This window comes from Mesorhizobium sp. CO1-1-7, assembly GCF_020164885.1.
Lineage (GTDB): Bacteria > Pseudomonadota > Alphaproteobacteria > Rhizobiales > Rhizobiaceae > Mesorhizobium > Mesorhizobium australicum.
In genome coordinates, this window is record NZ_JAIUHA010000005.1 from 145,849 (window position 1) to 166,553 (window position 20,705).

16 protein-coding genes are annotated in these 20,705 nt (G+C 63.5%); 15 read left to right on the forward strand and 1 reads right to left on the reverse strand.

The window, feature by feature from the left end; translation table 11 throughout:
• The 15 genes from LB516_RS12370 to LB516_RS12440 all read left to right on the forward strand — a co-directional run bounded on the left by LB516_RS12370 (position 1) and on the right by LB516_RS12440 (position 17,377).
• Positions 1-378, forward strand: coding sequence for a hypothetical protein (locus LB516_RS12370; RefSeq protein WP_224719639.1), 378 nt, complete (start codon positions 1-3; stop codon positions 376-378).
• Positions 379-410: 32 nt separating this feature from the next.
• Positions 411-572 carry a hypothetical protein gene (locus LB516_RS12375; RefSeq protein ID WP_015318908.1) on the forward strand — a complete coding sequence of 54 codons (162 nt, stop codon included), beginning with the start codon at positions 411-413 and terminating at the stop codon, positions 570-572.
• A gap of 14 nt (positions 573-586) precedes the next feature.
• Entirely contained in the window at positions 587-1,993 is a 1,407-nt protein-coding gene (locus tag LB516_RS12380; protein ID WP_140507951.1) for an APC family permease, read from the forward strand.
• 45 nt (positions 1,994-2,038) lie between these two features.
• Positions 2,039-2,728, forward strand: a complete 690-nt coding sequence (locus LB516_RS12385) for a hypothetical protein (RefSeq protein ID WP_181166354.1) — start codon at positions 2,039-2,041, stop codon at positions 2,726-2,728.
• Complete coding sequence (locus LB516_RS12390; RefSeq protein WP_140724656.1) at positions 2,725-3,054, forward strand: hypothetical protein; 330 nt, start codon at positions 2,725-2,727, stop codon at positions 3,052-3,054. Before LB516_RS12385 ends, LB516_RS12390 begins: the two co-directional genes overlap by 4 nt.
• A gap of 83 nt (positions 3,055-3,137) precedes the next feature.
• On the forward strand, positions 3,138-4,034 hold the full coding sequence (locus tag LB516_RS12395; protein WP_015318912.1) for a class II glutamine amidotransferase: 897 nt from the start codon (positions 3,138-3,140) through the stop codon (positions 4,032-4,034).
• Between the two features lie 4 nt (positions 4,035-4,038).
• Complete coding sequence (locus LB516_RS12400) at positions 4,039-4,761, forward strand: GXGXG domain-containing protein (RefSeq protein WP_140661474.1); 723 nt, start codon at positions 4,039-4,041, stop codon at positions 4,759-4,761.
• Between the two features lie 6 nt (positions 4,762-4,767).
• The gene (locus LB516_RS12405; protein ID WP_015318914.1) at positions 4,768-6,096 is read left to right on the forward strand and encodes an FMN-binding glutamate synthase family protein; all 1,329 of its coding nucleotides are present in this window, start codon (positions 4,768-4,770) and stop codon (positions 6,094-6,096) included.
• Between the two features lie 63 nt (positions 6,097-6,159).
• Positions 6,160-7,467: a type III glutamate--ammonia ligase gene (gene glnT, locus LB516_RS12410; RefSeq protein ID WP_015318915.1), complete on the forward strand. Its 1,308-nt coding sequence runs from the start codon at positions 6,160-6,162 to the stop codon at positions 7,465-7,467.
• 91 nt (positions 7,468-7,558) lie between these two features.
• On the forward strand, positions 7,559-8,812 hold the full coding sequence (locus tag LB516_RS12415; RefSeq protein ID WP_140617374.1) for a sarcosine oxidase subunit beta family protein: 1,254 nt from the start codon (positions 7,559-7,561) through the stop codon (positions 8,810-8,812).
• Between the two features lie 15 nt (positions 8,813-8,827).
• Positions 8,828-9,103: a sarcosine oxidase subunit delta gene (locus LB516_RS12420; protein WP_140617375.1), complete on the forward strand. Its 276-nt coding sequence runs from the start codon at positions 8,828-8,830 to the stop codon at positions 9,101-9,103.
• A gap of 241 nt (positions 9,104-9,344) precedes the next feature.
• Complete coding sequence (locus LB516_RS12425) at positions 9,345-12,323, forward strand: sarcosine oxidase subunit alpha (protein WP_224719640.1); 2,979 nt, start codon at positions 9,345-9,347, stop codon at positions 12,321-12,323.
• The gene (locus LB516_RS12430) at positions 12,316-12,939 is read left to right on the forward strand and encodes a sarcosine oxidase subunit gamma (RefSeq protein ID WP_140878185.1); all 624 of its coding nucleotides are present in this window, start codon (positions 12,316-12,318) and stop codon (positions 12,937-12,939) included. Before LB516_RS12425 ends, LB516_RS12430 begins: the two co-directional genes overlap by 8 nt.
• Positions 12,940-13,044: 105 nt before the next feature.
• A complete protein-coding gene (locus tag LB516_RS12435; protein ID WP_224719641.1) occupies positions 13,045-15,414 on the forward strand; it encodes a DUF1989 domain-containing protein in 2,370 nt (789 codons plus the stop codon).
• Positions 15,415-15,667: 253 nt separating this feature from the next.
• Positions 15,668-17,377 (forward strand): APC family permease, encoded by a 1,710-nt coding sequence (locus LB516_RS12440; RefSeq protein ID WP_015318922.1) that lies wholly within the window; start codon positions 15,668-15,670, stop codon positions 17,375-17,377.
• 69 nt (positions 17,378-17,446) lie between these two features.
• On the opposite strand, the gene LB516_RS12445 is transcribed toward LB516_RS12440, so the two are convergent.
• Positions 17,447-20,593, reverse strand: a complete 3,147-nt coding sequence (locus LB516_RS12445) for an efflux RND transporter permease subunit (protein WP_224719642.1) — start codon at positions 20,591-20,593, stop codon at positions 17,447-17,449.
• Positions 20,594-20,705: the final 112 nt, after the last annotated feature.

Below are 20,705 nucleotides of genomic sequence, written 5' to 3' on the forward strand. Positions count from 1 at the left end.
ATGTCCCGCTATACGCCGCCGGAGCAGAGCAAGGCCGGGCAAGTCTTCGACATCGCCGTTGTCGTGGTCGCCATCTTCGTGGCGCTGTGGCTGCCGCTGAAGCTTGGTCTTGCCGGTGCCGCAAAATCAATCGACGCGCTCGACGCCAAGACCTGGGAAGCACTCGGGCAGAATCCGACCATGGCGTCGATCTGGGAAAAGCTCGGCTATACGCCCGAGACCGCGCACGACGTCATCCAGAACCGGTTCCACTACATCATCGACTGGCCGACGCTGATCATCATGGCGGCCGTCCTGATCGGTTATTTCGTGTTCCTGTTCCGGGCATCCGACCGCGAATATCGCGATGTGATCAACGAGAAGTTCGACGACAGGTAAAGTTTGGCGACGAAGAATTTGGGGACACGATCATGTGGGTGGCACTCTCTTACGCATGCTGGGGCATCTCGATCGTGCTCGCGCTGTGGATGCTCTACGACTGGTTCAAGGTCGATACGAACTACTCCGAGGACGTCTTGACCTCGTCGCGTGAAGGCGAGCTTGAAGCCGCTTCCGAAAAACACCGGATCTGAGTGGGGATTGATCGATGACGGTCGCGCTTGAAAACACCACCACCACCACAATTCACGGCGACCGGGTATCGCTGCTTCGGGTGCTTGGCCCGGCCCATGTCTGGGCGCTCGGCGTCGGCATCGTTCTGGTCGGCGAGTTCACCGGCTGGAATTTCTCGGCCGACAAGGGCGGCGCGCTGGCTGCCCTGATCGTGTGCTGGGTCGTCGGGCTGCTCTACACCTCGGTGGCCATGATCGATTCCGAGGTGACGTCGACAGTGGCCGCCGCCGGCGGCCAGTATGCGCAGGCCAAGCACATTGTCGGGCCGTTGATGGCGTTCAACGTCGCGCTGTTCCTGGTCTTTGCCTATACGATGCTGGAAGTGTCCGATGCCATCCTGCTCGGCGACACCATCGTCGCCAAGGCGGGTGTGGAAGGGCTGACCCACAATTCCTTCATCGCCGCCACCATCGTGGTGCTGGCCTGGCTCAACTATCGCGGCGTACTGATGACGCTCAACGTCAACTTCGTCATCACGGCCATCGCCTATGTCTCGATCGTCGTCCTGTTCTTCTCGGTCAGCCCGTGGACGCAAGGCGCGGTGCTGAAGCTCAACGAACTGGTCACTCCAGGCAACGCGCTGCCCTATGGCTGGATCGGCGTCATCGCCGCCTTCCAGTTCGGCATCTGGTATTATCTCGGCATCGAAGGGACCACCCAGGCCGCCGAGGAAGTGCGCTCGCCGGCACGCTCCCTGCCCTACGGCACCATGGCCGGCATGATCACGCTGCTCATCGCCGCCGCCATGACCTGGTATGTCTGCGCCTCGCTGATGCCTTGGGAGTATCTCGGCATCACCTATTATCCGCTGTGGGACGCCGGCAAACTGACCGGCAGCCCGCTGCTTGAGAACCTCCTGTTCATAGCGACGCTGCTCGCCGCGCTTGCCTCCGCCAATGGTTGCATCAATGACGCGGCGCGCGCCTGGTTCTCGCTCGGCCGCGACCGCTATCTGCCGAGCTGGTTTTCGGCGGTGCATCCGAAATACCGCACGCCCTATCGCTCGATCCTGTTCCTGCTGCCGATCGCGCTGGCCTTCGCCTTTATCGCCGACCTCAACCAGGCGATCACCTTCTCGATCCTGTCGGGCGTGCTGCAATACACCTTCATGAGCATCAACATCATGATGTTCAGGAAGAAGTGGCCGCTGGGCTCGATCCGCCGCGGCTACACGCACCCCTTCCATCCGCTGCCGGCAATCGTCCTGTTCTGCCTGTGCGTGGTGACCTTCTTCGCCATCTTCCTCGGCTTCGGCTCGCAGTTGATCGCCATGGTCGCCTTCTATTTCCTGATTTCGCTGTGGTTCCATTTCTATCGCTACAAATTCGTGCGGCGTGGGGACCAGTTCACCATGCCGTGGCCGAAACCACAGGGCTATTGATGGGAGTAGGCCCGCCCAGCATCTGGACGGGCCTTGCACGATAAAATGTCAGACGTGACATCAGCACTGCTTGCCGGGGCAATTGTCCTGGCTCTCGTCCTTCACTTTGCGTGGCAGGCGCGCCGCAGCCGCGACAGGGCCTCGGCAGCGCTGGCCGCCGATGAGGCGGGCATTCGCGCCGTCGTCGCGGATGCAGACAATGTCTCGGACGGCACCGCCGGCGTCATCACCTGGGAAGGATCATGGAACGGCCAACGCGTGCAGGTGCGCACCATCGTCGACACGCTGGCGACGCGGAAACTGCCGGCGCGCTGGCTCAGCGTTTCGATCACCGAGAAGGTCTCGGTACCTGCCATTTTCGACATGATGATGCGGCCGGGCTCGCCGACGACGTTCTCCAATTTCGACCATCTCCAGCATACGCTGCCGAAGGCGCCCGGTTTTCCGGCCGAGGCGGTGCTGCGGACAGACCGCAGGGGCACACGGTTCCCGCAGAGCATCATCGCCGGCCATATGGAACCGTTTTCAGAAGGCCGCGCCAAGGAGCTGCTGATCACGCCGAACGGAGTGCGCATCGTGTGGCTGCTGGCCGAGGCCGAGCGGGCACGCTACGGTGTCTTCCGGCAAGCCGCGTTCGGTGACACACGGATCGATTCTGCGCTGATCGAGCGGTTGCTCGTATCACTCTCGGATCTGCGCGACGCCATCAACCGAAGCGAACGGCAGGCCGCATGAGCACTTCAGACACTTCGCCGGCGCCAGTGAGCCCTTATCTCGTCCTGGGCGCCGCAATCGTGCTGCCGGCAAGCGGCCATGTCATTCTGGGCATCCCGGTGCGCGGACTGCAGTTTCTTTTCTTCATGGTCGTCCTGGCCTGGGTGACCGCCAGGATTTCACCGCCGGACGCCAGCTTCGTCGGCCGTCACGCCGGCGGCTTCCTGATCTATGCGCTGTCGATCCTCGACGCCTACAAGATCGCCCGCATCCGTACCGCCAAATGGGCTCATAATGCCCGGACGGAAGGAAACGATACGCAGAGCGGCATTGAGCCGCATACGTAACCAGAGGAAAATTTCTTTCATGCCATTGAATTAGAGGATTTCATTCGGTACATCATCTTAGTCACAAACGTCGGGAGGCTGACATGTGCGGAATCGTTGGACTTTTCCTGAAGGACAAGGCGCTGGAGCCGAAGCTCGGCGCGATGCTGTCGGAGATGCTGGTATCGCTCAGCGATCGCGGCCCTGACAGTGCCGGCATCGCCATCTATGGCGCGACATCCGGCAACGAGGCCAAGATCACCATCCAGTCGCCGAAGCCGGAACGCGATTTCCGCGGCCTGGACGCCGAACTCGCGAAGGCCGTCGGAGCGCCGGTGAGCATTGCGGTGAAATCGACCCACGCGGTGGTCAGGACCACGCCGGACAAGGTCGACGCGGCGCGTGAGGCCCTCCAGTCGCTCAGGCCCGACATCCGCATCATGGGCGCCGGCGAAGCGGTGGAAATCTACAAGGAAGTCGGCCTGCCCGAAGCCGTCGTCGATCGCTTCGACGTGCGCAAGATGACCGGCACGCATGGCATCGGTCATACCCGCATGGCGACGGAATCGGCAGTGACGACGATGGGTGCGCATCCTTTCTCGACCGGTGCCGACCAGTGTCTTGTGCACAATGGTTCATTGTCGAACCACAACAATGTTCGCCGCGAATTGATCCGCGAAGGCATGAAATTCGAGACCGAGAACGATACCGAAGTGGCGGCCGCCTACCTTTCCTCGCAAATGGCGCATGGCAAGAACCTCGGCGAGGCACTTGAAGGCACGCTGTCCGACCTCGATGGCTTCTTCACCTTCGTCGTCGGCACCAAGAATGGTTTTGGCGTGGTGCGCGATCCGATCGCCTGCAAGCCCGCCGTGATGGCCGAGACCGACCAGTATGTCGCCTTCGGCTCGGAATATCGCGCCCTGACCAAACTGCCGGGCATAGACAATGCGAGGGTCTGGGAACCGGAGCCCGCAACCGTTTATTTCTGGGAGCATTGAGTTCATGCCGGCAACCTCCAAGGCAACGCGCGACAGCCATGCGCGCGTCTTCGACCTCGACGTCCTGTCGCTGCGCGAACTCAATCAAGCGCTCCACAATCTGGCTCCGGGTTCGAACGAGACGGCGTGGGAAGTGCTCAACCCGAAGGGGAGCCATTCGGTCGCCGTGGGTGTCGATCATCCTGTCAGCATCGATGTGCGCGGCAGCGTCGGCTATTACTGCGGCGGCATGAACTCCGGCAGCGCCATCACCGTGCACGGCTCGGCCGGCCCCGGCGTTGGCGAGAACATGATGTCGGGTTCCATCGTCATCAAAGGCGATGCCAGCCAGTATGCCGGCGCCACCGGCAAGGGCGGGCTGCTGGTCATCGAAGGCAATGCCTCGTCGCGCTGCGGCATCTCGATGAAAGGCATCGACATCGTCGTGCATGGCAATATCGGCCATATGTCGGCCTTCATGGCACAGTCCGGCAACCTCGTTGTTCTGGGCGATGCCGGCGATGCACTGGGCGATTCCATCTACGAGGCGCGGCTCTTCGTGCGCGGCAAGGTCGACAGTCTCGGTGCGGACTGTATCGCCAAGGAGATGCGGCCCGAGCATCTTGAACTGCTGCAGGGTCTGCTCGACCGCGCCGGCGTGACCGGCGTCAAGCCGTCGGAGTTCAAGCGCTACGGCTCGGCGCGCACGCTCTACAATTTCAATATCGACAACGCCGACGCGTATTGAGGCAGCATGACCTATCGCAACCCGCCGACGACGCCGCGCAAATCCGCGACCTTCGACGACTACACGCTCTCCGAAATCCGCCGCGCCGCGGCGACCGGCATCTACGATATCAGAGGTGCCGGCGCCAAGCGCAAGCTGCCGCATTTCGATGACCTTCTGTTCCTCGGCGCCTCGATCTCGCGCTATCCGCTGGAAGGCTACCGCGAGCGCTGCGACACATCCGTGGTGCTCGGTTCGCGCCACGCCAAGAAGCCTATCGAACTGAAGATCCCGATCACCATTGCCGGCATGAGCTTCGGCTCGCTGTCCGGTCCCGCCAAGGAAGCGCTCGGGCGCGGCGCGACGCTGTCGGGCACCTCGACCACGACCGGCGATGGCGGCATGACAGAGGAAGAGCGCGGCCATTCCAAGCAACTGGTCTATCAGTATCTGCCCTCGCGCTACGGCATGAACCTGCGCGACCTGCGCCGCGCCGATGCGATCGAAGTGGTCGTCGGCCAGGGCGCCAAGCCCGGCGGCGGCGGCATGCTGCTCGGCCAGAAGATTTCGGATCGTGTCGCCGAAATGCGCACGCTGCCCAAAGGCATCGACCAGCGCTCGGCCTCGCGCCACCCCGACTGGACAGGCCCGGACGATCTCGAGATCAAGATACTCGAACTGCGTGAAATCACCGACTGGGAAAAACCGATCTACGTCAAGGTCGGCGGCGCCCGGCCCTACTACGATACAGCGCTTGCGGTGAAGGCCGGCGCCGACGTTGTCGTGGTCGACGGCATGCAGGGCGGAACGGCGGCGACGCAGGAAGTGTTTATCGAGAATGTCGGCCAGCCGACGCTCGCCTGCATCAGGCCGGCGGTGCAGGCGCTGCAGGATCTCGGCATGCACCGCAAGGTGCAGCTCATCGTCTCAGGCGGCATCCGCAACGGCGCCGATGTGGCCAAGGCGCTGGCGCTCGGCGTCGACGCCGTGTCGATCGGCACCGCGGCACTCGTTGCGCTCGGTGACAACGATCCCCGCTGGGAGGCGGAGTACAACGAACTCGGCACCACATCGGGCGCCTATGACGACTGGCATGAGGGCAAGGACCCTGCCGGCATCACCACGCAGGACCCCGAACTGATGAAGCGGGTCGACCCCGTGGCCGCCGGGCGCCGGTTGGCGAATTATTTGAAGGTGATGACGCTGGAGGCGCAGACCATCGCCCGCGCCTGCGGCAAGAACAGCCTGCACAATCTCGAACCCGAGGACCTCGTCGCATTGACGATCGAGGCTGCCGCCATGGCCGGCGTGCCGCTGGCCGGCACCAACTGGATACCGGGGAAGAACGGCTTCTGATCAACAAAGGGCCGAAGGCCATATGCTCTAGGGCCGACAATCGATAAGAAATGGGGAACTTCAGTGACAGTTGATCTTGCAGAGTTCGCAAGGGCGAAAAACGTCAAATATTTCATGATTTCCTACACTGACCTGTTCAGTGGCCAGCGTGCCAAGCTGGTACCGGCGCAAGCCATCGCCGACATGCAGAAGGACGGTGCCGGCTTTGCCGGGTTCGCCACCTGGCTCGACCTCACGCCGGCGCATCCCGACATGCTGGCGGTGCCGGATCCAGACTCGGTCATCCAGTTGCCATGGAAACCGGAAGTCGCCTGGGTCGCCGCCAACTGCATCATGGACGACAAGGACGTCGACCAGGCGCCGCGCAACACACTGAAGCGGCTGATCGCCGAGGCAGCCGCCGACGGCATGCACGTCAAGACCGGCGTCGAGGCCGAGTTCTTCCTGATCTCGCCGGACGGCAAGACGATCTCCGATGAATACGACACGGCATCGAAGCCTTGCTACGACCAGCAAGCGGTGATGCGCCGTTACGATGTCATCGCCGAGATCTGCGACCACATGCTGGCGCTCGGCTGGGGCGCTTACCAGAACGACCACGAGGACGCTAACGGCCAATTCGAGATGAACTGGGCGTTCGACGATGCGCTGCCGACCGCCGACAAGCATTCCTTCTTCAAGTTCATGGTCAAGTCGATCGCGGAAAAGCATGGGCTGCGCGCCACTTTCATGCCCAAACCGTTCCAGGGCCTGACCGGCAATGGCTGCCATGCCCACATCTCTGTCTGGGACAAATCGGGCAAGACCAATGTCTTCGCCGACAATTCGATGGAGCTCGGTCTTTCCGCCAAAGGCAAGAACTTCCTTGGCGGCATCATGAAGCACGCTTCGGCGCTCGCCGCGATCACCAACCCGACGGTCAATTCCTACAAGCGCATCAACGCGCCGCGCACCATTTCGGGCGCGACCTGGGCGCCGAACACGGTGACCTGGACCGGCAACAACCGCACCCACATGGTGCGCGTGCCCGGCCCCGGCCGCTTCGAATTGCGCCTGCCCGATGGCGCTGCCAACCCCTATCTCCTGCAGGCGGTCATCATCGCCGCCGGCCTCGACGGCATCCGCTCGAAGGCCGATCCGGGCAAGCGCTACGATATCGACATGTACCAGCATGGCCACACGGTGAAGGGCGCGCCCAAGCTGCCGCTTAACCTGCTCGATGCGTTGCGCGAGTTCGACAAGGACAAATCGCTCAAGGCGGCGCTGGGTGAGGAATTCTCGTCGGCATATCTAAAGCTGAAGCACCAGGAATGGAATTCCTATGCTTCGCACTTCACGCAATGGGAGCGCGACCACACGCTGGACATCTAGAGCATCGGACCGAAAAGTGTGACACGGTTTTCGGCAAAGGCGATGCGTCAAGAAAGTTCCTGTTTGGGGCGAGCGACCTCGGAATGAACGTATGAAATACTCGATCTTCTCGCTCGCCCGCGCCGCTCTTTCCGGCCACAAGAACTGGCAACGCACCTGGCGCGACGCCGCGCCGAAGGACCGCTACGACGTGGTGATCATCGGCGGCGGCGGCCATGGGCTGGCCACCGCCTGGTTCCTGGCCAGCGAATTCGGCATCAAAAATGTCGCGGTGCTGGAAAAGGGCTGGATTGGCTCCGGCAATGCCGGCCGCAACACCACTATCATCCGCTCCAACTACGGCCTGCCCGGCAATACCGGCTTCTACGAATTGTCGATGAAGCTTTGGGAACGGATGGAGCAGGACCTCAACTACAACGCGATGGTCAGCCAGCGCGGCGTCATCAACCTCTACCATTCCGATGCGCAGCGCGACGCCTATGCACGGCGCGGCAACACCATGCGCATCAACGGTATCGACGCCGAACTGCTCGACCTGGCGGCGGTCAAGAAGATGATCCCGTTCCTGAACTTCGACAATGCGCGCTTTCCCGTGCAGGGCGGGCTGCTGCAGCGGCGCGGCGGCACGGCGCGGCACGACGCGGTGGCCTGGGGCTACGCCCACGCTGCCAGCGAACTCGGCGTCGACATCATCCAGAATTGCGAAGTCACGGGCTTTGTCAGGGACGCCAACGGCAAGGTGACTGGTGTCGAGACCTCGCGCGGCAGGATCGGCGCCGGCAAGGTCGGCATGGCGGTGGCCGGGTCCTCATCGCGCGTCGCGGCGATGGCTGGCCTGCGGCTGCCGATCGAAAGCCATGTGCTGCAGGCCTTCGTCTCGGAGGCGATCAAGCCGCTCATTCCCGGCGTCATGACGTTTGGCGCCGGCCATTTCTATGTCAGCCAGTCCGACAAGGGCGGGCTGGTCTTCGGCGGCGACATCGACGGCTACAATTCCTATGCCCAGCGCGGCAACATGCCTGTCATGGAAGATGTCTGCGAGGGCGGCATGGCGCTGATGCCGATGATAGGCCGCGTCCGGCTGCTGCGCCAATGGGGCGGCATCATGGATATGTCGATGGATGGCTCGCCGATCATCGACAAGACACCGGTCGACGGGCTCTACCTCAATGCCGGCTGGTGTTATGGCGGCTTCAAGGCGACACCCGGCTCAGGCTTCGTCTTCGCCCATCTGCTTGCTCGCGATGAATCGCACGCCGAGGCCGCCCGCTTCCGGCTCGACCGGTTCCGGTCTGGTGCTGTCATCGACGAAAAGGGCCAGGGCGCCCAACCGAACCTGCACTGAGGACAGTCGAAAAACATGCGTATTGTCTGTCCCTTCTGTGGTGAACGCGAGCTCGGCGAGTTCACCTATCTCGGCGACGCCAAGCCGGTGCGGCCGGCGCCTGGAGCGTCGGAAGATGAGGTCTACGATTACGTCTATCTGCGCGACAACATCGCCGGCGTGATGGATGAGAACTGGTATCATGGCGGCGGCTGCCGGGCCTGGCTGAAGGTCACCCGCAACACGCTGACGCACGAGATTTCGGCGGTTGAACCGGCAGCGGGTGCCGGGGCGAGGCAGGTTGCGAAATGAATATTTCCTGCCAACTCGGCGCCGCCTCTCACCTGCCTGCCGGCATCCTCTCCCCGTATAGGGACGGGGACAGGGGTGCTGCCGTCCCCGGTTTCGCCGATCGCCAGCGCTGCAAGAAGGAAGCCAACTTAGCGGCCAGCCCCCTTCTCCCCGTCACTATACGGGGAGAAGTGCCCGGCAGGGCGATGAGGGGCAGTGCTGCCCTCCGCCATGACATCGAATCGACGAGAGGCTGGACATCGTGACCTCTCAACCCCATCGTCTCACATCCGGCGGTCTCGTCGACCGTTCGGCGCCGCTGAATTTCAGGTTCGACGGCAAGAGCTTCTCCGGTTTCAAAGGCGACACGCTTGCCTCGGCACTGGTTGCCAACGGCGTCAAGCTGGTTGGCCGCTCGTTCAAGTACCATCGCCCGCGCGGCATCCTGACCGCGGGATCGGAAGAACCTAACGCGCTGGTGGAGCTGCGCAGCGGTGCACGGCGCGAGCCGAACACCAAGGCGACGACAGCGGAGCTCTATGAAGGGCTCGACGCCGCCAGCCAGAACCGCTGGCCGTCGCTCGCCTTCGACGTGATGTCGGTCAACCAGCTGTTCGCGCCGATCTTCGTCGCCGGCTTCTACTACAAGACCTTCATGTGGCCGGCGAAGTTCTGGGAAGCGATCTATGAGCCGGCGATCCGCCGCGCCGCGGGTCTCGGCCGTGCAGCCGGCATTGCCGACCCGGATCATTACGACAAGGCCTGGGCGCATTGCGACGTGCTGATCGCCGGGTCCGGCCCGACGGGCCTCGCAGCCGCCCTCGCAGCAGGCCGCAGCGGCGCCCGCGTCATCCTGTGCGAAGAGGACTTTGTTCCCGGCGGGCGCCTGCTTGCCGATGGCGGCATGATCGACGGCATGCCTGCCGACGAATGGATCGCGCGCACGCTCAGTGAGCTTGCCGCCATGCCTGATGTCCACATCATGACGCGCACGACGCTGTTCGGCGTCTATGATGGCGGCACCTATGGCGCGATCGAGCGCGTCAGCGACCATCTGCCCTCGCCGCCGGAGCACCAGGTGCGCCAGCGGCTATGGCGCATCGTGGCCAAGCGCTGCGTCGTCGCGGCAGGCGCGCTCGAACGGCCAATCGTCTTTGCCGGCAACGACACGCCGGGCGTGATGATGGCGTCCGCCATGCGCAGCTATATCGCACGTTATGCCGCGGCACCGGCGAGACGCATCGCGCTGTTCACCAACAACGAGGACGGCTGGCGCACCGTCGAGGCAGCGCTCGGGGCGGGACTGCAGGTCGCCGCCGTGATCGACGCGCGCGCCGAAATCTCTTCCGAGCACCGCTCGCTTGCCAGCAAGGGCGGCTTTGCGGTTCTGCATGGCTCCGTCAGCGGCATCGATGGCGGCAAGAATGGCGTGCGCAAGATTTCCGTCTCACTCACCGGCGGCGCGCGTGCCGAAGTGGAAGCCGACGGGCTTGCCGTTTCCGGCGGCTGGAACCCGGCGGTCGGGCTCACCTCCTATCATCGCGGCCGGCCGAAATGGCGCGACGATATCGCCGCCTTCGTGCCCGACGGCGCGCCTCCGGGAATGGTCGCGGCTGGTGCCGCCAACGGCGCCTTCGGGCTTGGCGCCTGCTTGCGCGAAGGATTTGCGGCGGGCGCGGCTGCGGCACGTGATGCCGGACACGGCAATGGCTCAGGCTCCACGCCGGTGGCCGACGACGAAGCCTTTTCACTGGCGCCGCTTTGGCACGTTGCCGGCAAAGGCAAGGCTTTCGTCGACCAGCAGCATGATGTCACCGCATCGGATATCGAGCTGGCGCAGCGCGAAGGGTTCGAATCGGTCGAGCACCTGAAGCGCTACACCACGCTCGGCATGGCGACCGACCAGGGCAAGACCTCGAACGTCGCCGGCCTCGCCATCATGGCGGCGATCACGGGCAAATCCATTCCCGAGACCGGCACGACAATCTACCGGCCTCCCTATGTGCCGGTCGCCATCGGCGCCTTCGCCGGCCATCATCGCGACGAGAATTTTCACGCGACGCGGCTGACGCCGTCGCATCATTGGGCCGCCGAACAGGGCGCGATCTTCGTCGACACCGGCCTGTGGAAGCGCGCGCAATGGTATCCGCGCGCCGGCGAGAAGGATTGGCTGGAATCGGTGACCCGCGAGGTCAAGGCGGTGCGCTCAGGCGTCGGCTTCTGCGATGTCTCGACGCTGGGCAAGATCGACGTGCATGGCGCGGACGCCGGCACCTTCCTCGACCGCGTCTACATCAACACCTTCTCCACTCTTGCGGTGGGAAAAGCGCGCTACGGGCTGATGCTGCGCGAGGACGGCATCGTCTATGATGACGGCACCACGTCGCGGCTGGCCGAGGACCACTATTTCCTCACCACCACCACGGCCAAGGCCGGGCTGGTGATGCAGCATCTCGAATTCTGCCGGCAGGTGCTGTTTCCGGAACTCGATGTGCAGTTAACCTCGGTCTCCGACCAGTGGGCGCAATTTTCCATTGCCGGACCCAAAACCCGCGACCTGTTGAAAGAGATCGTCGATCCCTCGGAAGACCTTTCCAACGAAGGGTTCCCCTTCATGGGCGCGCGCGAAGTCGCGTTGCGCGGCGGCGTCAAGGCGCGACTGTTTCGCATCTCGTTCTCGGGCGAAATGGCGTTCGAGATTTCGGTGCCGGCGCGCTACGGCGAGGCGATGGCGCGCAATCTGATGATTGCGGGCAAGCCGTTCGGCGTGACGCCTTACGGCACCGAGGCACTCGGCGTCATGCGCATCGAAAAGGGTCACGTCGCGGGTCCGGAACTCAGCGGCACGACCACCGCGGCCGATCTCGGCCTCGGCAAGATGATGTCGACCAAGAAGGATTTCATCGGCCGCGTCATGGCCGGACGCGAGGCGCTGATCGCAGCGGATCGGCAGGTCGTCGTCGGCATCAAGCCGACCGACAAGGCCCGGCGCCTGCGTTCCGGCGCGCACATAATTCCGAAGGGGCAGACACCCGGGCCCGACAACGACCAGGGCTACGTCACCTCGGTCTGCTTTTCGCCGACATCAGACCAATGGATCGGGCTTGCACTTGTCGAGCGCGGCCGCGAGCGGTTCGGCGAGATCGTGCATGCGCACGATCCGCTACGCGGCGAGGATTACGATTTGGAACTGTGCAACCCTGTCTTCTATGACCCGGATGGAGGGCGCCAGCGTGGCTGAGTTTTCCTGGGAGACCCGCAGCCCTCTCCACCGCGCACTCGTCGCCGGTCCACACGGCGCGCGAGGCGACGCCGGCGTGACCCTGAGCGAGATCCGCAATTTCGACCTTGTCCAGGTGATGGCCCGGCGCGGCAAGACGGCCGAGATGGCGAGTGCCGCGAACGCGCATTTCGGCGTGACGGCGCCGGAAACACCGAAGACGGCCGCAGCAGCCGAAGCCACGCTCATCTGGTCGGGACCGGATCAGTTCTTCGTGCTGTCGAAAGGCAGACACACGGTGGAGTCGCTGGCCCCGGTTTTCGCGACCTCGGCTTCGCTCTCGGACCAGTCACATGCGCGGGTGTTGATCAGCATTTCCGGCAACAAGGCGCGCGCCCTGCTCGCCAAACTGTCGTCGATCGATCTGTATTCGGCGGCGTTCCCGGTCGGAGCCGCGGCAACCACCTCGATGGATCACACCAGCGTCACGCTGTGGCGTGGCAATGATGCGCCGGACGGACAGGCTGTTTTCACCGTTCTGGTGTTTTCGACCTTCGCCGAAAGCCTGTGGCACACTATGCTGGACTCGGCTGCCGAGTATGGTGTCGAGATCGGGCATTCGGAGGACTTGGCGTAGCACTGCGCTTCTTCCCCGCCTTGCCAAACTCCGCTCCGCTGCTATTCTTGCTGCTAAAATAATTTCACGCACAGGCAAACTTGTTTCTCGAACCGCAAGGCTGAGATGAGCCAGTCGCCCTACCCCACCGTGACAGCCGGACCGCCCAGGCCAAGCCTGATCCTGCGGCCTGGCCAGATCGCGCTGCCGGCCGGCATGGAGCGCTATACCGTACAGGGGAATGGCGCGGTGCTGATCGAGGTCGAGGCCGGCGATACGATCACGGTTCGCAACGTCGAGGGAGGCCAGGCCTGCGAGCTGCTGGCTTGGGACAGGTCAGGCGCCAGCGATCCCGGCATTCTCAGTGAAAAATCCAACAGCAATGCCGCCGGCATCAAGGCGCTGCTCACCGAGGGCGACGACAGTCTTTCGGCGGTGCGCCGCGGCCTCGAACGCCGCCAGGTTCAGCTTGGGCAGGCCGAGGCGGTGCGCGTGTTTGGCGGCATGACACCAGCCGGTACCGAGCAGGCATTCACAGTCGCGCGCGACGGCGCGATGCTGATCGCCGCACCCGGCGGTCCGATGCTGGTCGACGGGCACGACACAGTGACGCCGCTCAGCGTCGTCGTGCGGCGCAACACGATCCGCCTGAAAACGAAATCCCGGCTTGCCGATCCATTGGCCGATCCGGTGCTCGATTTGCGCGTTCATTCGGCGACGGCGGAATCGTATTTCGTCAAGGCGGGCGACTATCTGCAGATCATCGATGTCGACGGGCGCCAGTGCACCGACTTCCAGTGTTTCTCGGCCCGCAAGCTGGACAAGGGGCTCGACCATCCGCTCGACGTCACGACGACGCGCACGCTGATGGGCGCGAGCTATCCGATGCCCGGCCTGCATTCGAAATATTACGACCAGGACATGGAACCGCTGGTTGAGGTGGTGCAGGACACGTGCGGCCGGCACGATGCCTTCGCGCTCGCCTGCGCGGCGAAATATTATGACGACATCGGCTATCCCGGCCACACCAACTGCTCGGAGAACTTTAATCGCGCGCTGGACGGCAAGGGCGTCAATCCCCGCGCCGGCTGGATGGCGATCAACTTCTTCTTCAACACGGCGATCGACGCCCATGGCGTCATGGTGTCGGACGAGCCATGGTCGCGGGCCGGCGACTATGTTCTGCTCAGAGCGCTGACCGACATCGTCTGCGTCTCCTCGGCCTGCCCCGACGACACGACGCCGGCCAATGGCTGGGACCTGACCGACATCCACGTGCGGACCTATTCCGGCCAGCACAAATTCTCGCGAGCGATCGCCAGACGCATGACGCCTGATTCGGAACCGAAAATGACCCGCGAGACAGCTTTCCATTCGAGCTTTGCCAAACACACACGCGACTTCGTCGAGTACAGGGGCTATTGGCTGGCCAATTCGTTCGCCAGGGAAGGCGCCATCGCCGAATATTGGGCCTGCCGGCAGGATGCCGTGATCATGGACCTGTCGCCGCTGCGCAAGTTCGAAGTGACCGGCCCGGATGCCGAAGCGCTGCTGCAATATACGCTGACGCGTGACGTCAAGAAGCTCGGCGTCGGCCAGGTCGTCTACTCCGCCATGTGTTACGAACATGGCGGCATGATCGACGACGGCACGCTTCTGCGGCTCGGCAAGGACAATTTCCGCTGGGTTGGCGGCGACGATCTGTCCGGCGAATGGCTGCGCGAGACGGCGACAAAACTCGGCCTCAACGTGCTGGTGCGCTCGTCCACCGACCAGATGCACAACATCGCCGTGCAAGGGCCAAAGAGCCGCGCCATCCTGAAGGAGGTGATGTGGACCTCGCCGCTGCAGCCATCGATCGAGGAACTCGAATGGTTCCGCTTCGCCGTCGCCAGGATCGGCGGCGGCAACGGCATCCCCGTCCTCGTTTCACGCACCGGCTATACCGGCGAACTCGGCTACGAGATTTGGTGCCATCCGCGCGACGCGCAAAAAGTCTTCGACGCGATCTGGGAGGCCGGCCAGCCGCATGGGCTGAAGCCGATGGGCCTGCAGGCGCTCGACATGGTGCGCATCGAGGCCGGACTGATCTTCGCCGGTTACGAATTTTCCGACCAGACCGATCCGTTCGAGGCTGGTATCGGCTTCACCGTGCCGCTGAAGAGCAAGACCGACGATTTCATCGGCCGCGAGGCGCTGATCCGGCGCAAGGATCATCCGCAGACAAAGCTGGTCGGCCTCGACATCGACAGCAATGTCGCCCTCGGCCACGGCGACTGCGTCCATGTCGGGCGCGCCCAGATCGGCGTCGTCACGTCGGGCATGCGCTCGCCGGTGCTGAGCAAGAACATCGCGCTGGCGCGGCTCGACGTCGCTCATGCCGCTGTCGGCACGGAGGTCGAGATCGGCAAGCTCGACGGCCACGCCAAGCGGCTGCCGGCTCGGGTCGTGGCCTTTGCCCACTACGATCCGCAAAAGACCAAACCACGTTCCTGACCTGCCCTTTTGGGACTCGCAAAGCGCCCGCCGGCCGCACCGCCGGACGCTTTGATGTCCGCGCGCGCAAGCGTGATGTGCATGGTTTCACAAATCGCTTGACGTGACGCCGCGCCGGATCAATCTTCACTCCTAAGAAAAAAATACGACTGAGTGGAAACACTGCGGCCGGAACGATCATTTGCCGGGGAGTAAGTTTCGCGTAGCCGAGACACCACTGGCGGGGAACATCGAAAAAGGGGAACTCATCCACATGAGCACAATAAGTACGGTCCTGGACCAGCCTGCCGAAAGCAAGCTGCTCAGGCATATCGACTGGCGCGGCGCCTTCTGGGTGGCGAGTGGCGTTCCGGCGCTGGTCCTGTTCTCGATCGGCGGCATTGCCGGCACGACGGGAAAGCTGGCGTTCCTGATCTGGACGGTGTCCATGATCATGGGCTTCCTGCAATCCTTCACCTATGCCGAGATCGCCGGCCTGTTCCCGAACAAGTCCGGCGGTGCCTCGATCTACGGCGCCACCGCCTGGCTGCGCTACTCCAAGTTCATCGCGCCGTTGTCGGTGTGGTGCAACTGGTTCGCCTGGTCGCCGGTGCTGTCGCTCGGCTGCTCGATCGCCGCCGCCTATATCCTCAATGCGCTGGCGCCGGTGCCGCTGTTCACCGAGGCCTCGCCCGATGTCGTCGCCTACATCGCCGCGCACGCCGGAACGGCACCTGCCGACGCCATCACCGCGGTGACCGCCGCCGCGACGCCGGCGATCCGCAACTGGACTCTGTGGAGCCACACGCTAGGCCCGGTGTCCTTCACGCTCAATGCCACCTTCTTCATCGGCGCCGTGCTGATGCTGATCATCTTCTCGATCCAGCATCGCGGCATCCTGGGCACTGCCAGCGTGCAGAAATATATCGGACTGCTGGTCATTATCCCGATGCTGATCGTCGGCGTGGTGCCGATCTTCACCGGCCAGATCGACTGGTCGAACTTTTCGCCGCTGGTGCCGCTCGCCGCCGCCTATGCACCTGAGCCCGGCTCCTGGAACATCGCCGGCTGGACATTGGCGCTCGGCGGCATGTTCATCGCCGCATGGTCGACCTACGGGTTCGAAACCGCCGTCTGCTACACGTCGGAGTTCAAGAACCCAGGTACCGATACGTTCAAGGCCATCTTCTATTCCGGCCTGCTCTGCATGCTTTTGTTCATCCTGGTGCCCTTCACCTTCCAGGGCGTGCTGGGCTTGAACGGCATGCTGGCAACACCGATCGTCGACGGCTCCGGCGTGGCCGATGCGCTGGCCGGCATGGTCGGCGGCGGCAGGCTTATCCACAGCCTGCTGGTGATGCTGATGATCCTGGCGCTGGTGCTGTGCATCATGACGGCGATGGCCGGCTCGTCGCGCACGCTCTACCAGGGCTCGGTCGACGGCTGGCTGCCCCGTTATCTCAGCCACGTCAACGAGCACGGCGCGCCGACGCGGGCCATGTGGACCGATCTCTGCTTCAATCTGGTCGTGCTGGCGATCGCCTCGGCCGACGCGACGAGCTTCTTCTTCATCCTCGCCGTGTCGAACTGCGGCTACATCATCTTCAATTTCCTCAACCTCAATGCCGGCTGGATCCACCGCATCGACAACGGCCATATCGCACGGCCGTGGAAAGCACCGAGCTGGCTCTTGGGGATCGGGGCGATCTTCGCCTACGTCAACGCGATCTTCATGGGCGCAGGCGCCAAGGTGTGGAACCCGATGGCGCTGTGGGCCGGACTGATCACGGCGGCGCTGATCATCCCGGTGTTCTGCTTCCGCCACTACATCCAGGACAAGGGCAAATTCCCCGACCACATGCTGGCCGATCTCGGCATGGCGGGAGCCGACCTTTCGGTCAAGAAGGCGGGCATGCTGCCCTATCTGACACTGGTCGCCGGCGTGGCGGTCATGCTCATCGCGAATTGGGTGTTCGTCATCTGATGGTCTGACTGCGGCCTAAATCATTGCATCAAGGAAAACCGGCCGGTCGCAAATCGACCGGCCGGTTTTTTATTCCGCCGCCAACGGCAGTTGCGGCCGTTCGATGCCTTCGATCTCCCCTGGCTCCGGCGCCTGCTGGTCGGTCTTCGCCTTCTTCGGCTCGCGGCCGAAGAAGAGCGCATAGCCCGCCGGCAGCACCAGGATGGTGAGCACGGTGGCGACCAGAATGCCGCCCATCATGGCATAGGCGAGCGGTCCCCAGAACACGCCGCGCGAGATCGGGATCAGTGCCAGCACCGCCGTCATCGCCGTCAGCACGATCGGCCTGAAGCGGCGCACGGCCGAGCCGACGATCGCTTCGGAACGGTCCATGCCCTTGGCAATGTCCTGGTCGATCTGGTCGACCAGGATGATCGAGTTGCGCATGATGATGCCGAGCAGGGCGATGACACCGAGGATGGCGACGAAGCCGAACGGTGCACCGCTGATCAGCAGAGCCGCGGCCGCGCCGATGATGCCGAGCGGGCCGGTGGCCAGCACCAGCATCGCCTTGCCGAAGTTCTGCAGCTGGATCATCAGGAGCACGACGATGATGGCCAGCATGATCGGCGCCTTGGCGGCGATCGAAGCCTGGCTTTCGGCTGAATCCTCCGCACCGCCCTGGATCTCGATCTTGTAACCGGGCGCCAGGCCGTCACGCAGGCCCTGCATGTCCTTGTACATCTTGGTGACGACGTCGTTGGACTGCACGCCGTCTGGCAATGTGGCGCGCACGCTGATCGTCGGCAGGCGGTCGCGCCGCCATTCGATGCCTTGCTCCAGCACAGGCACCACCTTGGCCACCTGCGACAGCGGCACGAAGCCGCCGAAATCGGTCGGGATATAGACCGAGTCGACCGACGACAGCAGGCTGCGGCTGGCATCCGGCTCGCGGGCGACGATCGACACCGTCTCCTCGCCGTCGCGGAAATCGTCAAGCGGCGCGCCGGACATCGTCGCCTGCAGCATCTGGCGGATGCGCTGCGAGGTGACGCCGAGCGCACGGGCACGATCCTGATCGATGACCAGCTTCATCGCCGGAACGGGCTCCAGCCAGTCGTCATGGACGGCGCCGAGCAGGGGATCCTGCCGGAACTTCGCCTTCACCTGGTCGGCGATGCGGCGCACCTCCTGGCGGTCCGGACCCATGACGCGCATCTGCACGGGCCACCCGGTCGGCGGTCCGAGGAACAGGCGGTCGACCTTGGCACGGATCGACGGGAAGTCTTCGGCCAGAACCGTGCGCAGCTTGACGATCAGCCGCTCGCGCGCCGGCTCGTCATTGGCCATGACCAGCATCTGGGCGAAGTTCGGGTTGCGCAATTGCTGGTCGAGCGGCAGGAAGAAGCGCGGGGCGCCCTCGCCGATATAAGTGGCGATGAAACGCTTGTCCTTGTCGTCCATCATCTTGGCTTCCAGGGCCTTGGACTGCGCCTCGACCTCCTTGATGCTGGTGCCTTCCGGCAGCCAGAGGTCGACAAGAATTTCGGGCCGCGACGATTGCGGGAAGAAATTCTGCGGGATGAACTGGAACGCCCAAAGGCTGGTGCCGAAAGTCGCCAGCGTCATCACCAAAACGATGATGCGATGGCGCACGGCCCAGCTGACCGTGGCACGCAGCCGACGATAGAAGCCTGTGTCGAAGGCGTCGTGATGGCTGCCGGCATGCTTGCGCTGCTTAAGGATCATATAGCCGAGCCAGGGCGTGAAATAGACCGCCACGAACCACGACACGATCAGCGCGATGCCGACGACATAGAACAAGGTGCGCACATATTCGCCAGCCGTCGAAGCAGCGAACCCGACCGGTATGAAGCCGGCGGTGGTGATCAGTGTGCCGGTCAACATCGGGAAGGCGGTCGAGGAATAGGCGAAGCTCGCCGCCTCGATCTTGACCAGCCCCTCCTCGAGCTTGCGCTCCATCATCTCGACGACGATCATGGCATCATCGACAAGCAGGCCGAGCGCGATGATCAGCGCGCCCAGCGAAATGCGCTGCAGGTCGATGCCGATCTCGTACATGATGGCGAAGGTGGCGGCGAGCACCAGCGGTATGGCGATGGCGATGACCAGCCCCGAGCGCCAGCCGATCGACAGGAACGAGACGACGAGCACGATCAGTAGCGCTTCGCCAAGCGCATGCATGAATTCGCTGACGGCATCCGTGACGACGCCCGGCTGGTCGGAAATCTGGTCGACCGAAACGCCATAGGGCAACGCCTTCTCGAAGCGCTTGTAGGTCGCCTCGACATCCTTGCCGACATCGGTGACTTTAAAACCCTTGGCCATGACCACGCCAAGCTGCACGCTGTCGTGGCCATTGAAGCGGTATTTGCGCTGGAAGGGGTCCTCCAGGCCCGAAGTGACGGTGGCGATGTCGCCCAGCCGGGTGATCTGGCCGCCGGCGCGCAGGCGCAGTTCGCGGATGTCGGCCGCCTTGGCGACGTCGCCTTCGACCGAGATGCGCACCGAATTGACGCCGGTGTCGACGGAACCCGAGGGGTCGACGTTGTTCTGGCCCTTGATCGCGTTCTGCAGGTCGGTCAGCGTCAGGCCGCGTTCGGCCAGCGCCTTGGACGAGACATCGATATAGAGCTTTTCCGGCTGGTCGCCGATGATGACGGCCTTTTCGACGCCGGGCGTCGTCAAAAGCATATCGCGCGCCTGGATGGCGAACTTCTTCAATTCGGGAAAGGAGAAGCCGTCGCCGCTGATCGAATGCAGGGTGATAAACGTGTCGCCGAACTCGTCGTTGAAATACGGGCCGAGCAGGCCTTGCGGCAGGTCGCCCTGGATATCGCCGACTTTCTTGCGCACCTGATAGAAAGCATCCGTCACTTCGGCGGCGTTGGTGTCGCCCTTGATCTGGACGGTGATGATGGCGCTGCCGGCGCGGGTGAAGGAACGCACGAAATCGAGATGCGGCGTCTCCTGCAATTTGCGCTCGATCTTGTTGACGACCTGGTCCTCCATCTCCTGGATCGAGGAGCCCGGCCAGATCGCCTGCACGACCATGACGCGGAAGGTGAAGTCGGGATCCTCCTTCTGGCCCATGCGCATCAAGCCGAGCGCGCCGGCTATGATGATCAGCCCGAACAGGAAGCGCGCAATGGAGGGATGGCCGATGGCCCAACGCGACAGGTTGAAGGGACGCTTTTCTTCAGTGGGGGTCGTCATCGGAAGTGGTCCACTTTGCTTGGTTGCCGACGCTTGGTGCTTCGAAAAAGGGGCTTCGAGGAAGCGCGCGCGGAACGAAATCATCTGCGTTCGATACTGGCTTCCGGGCGGC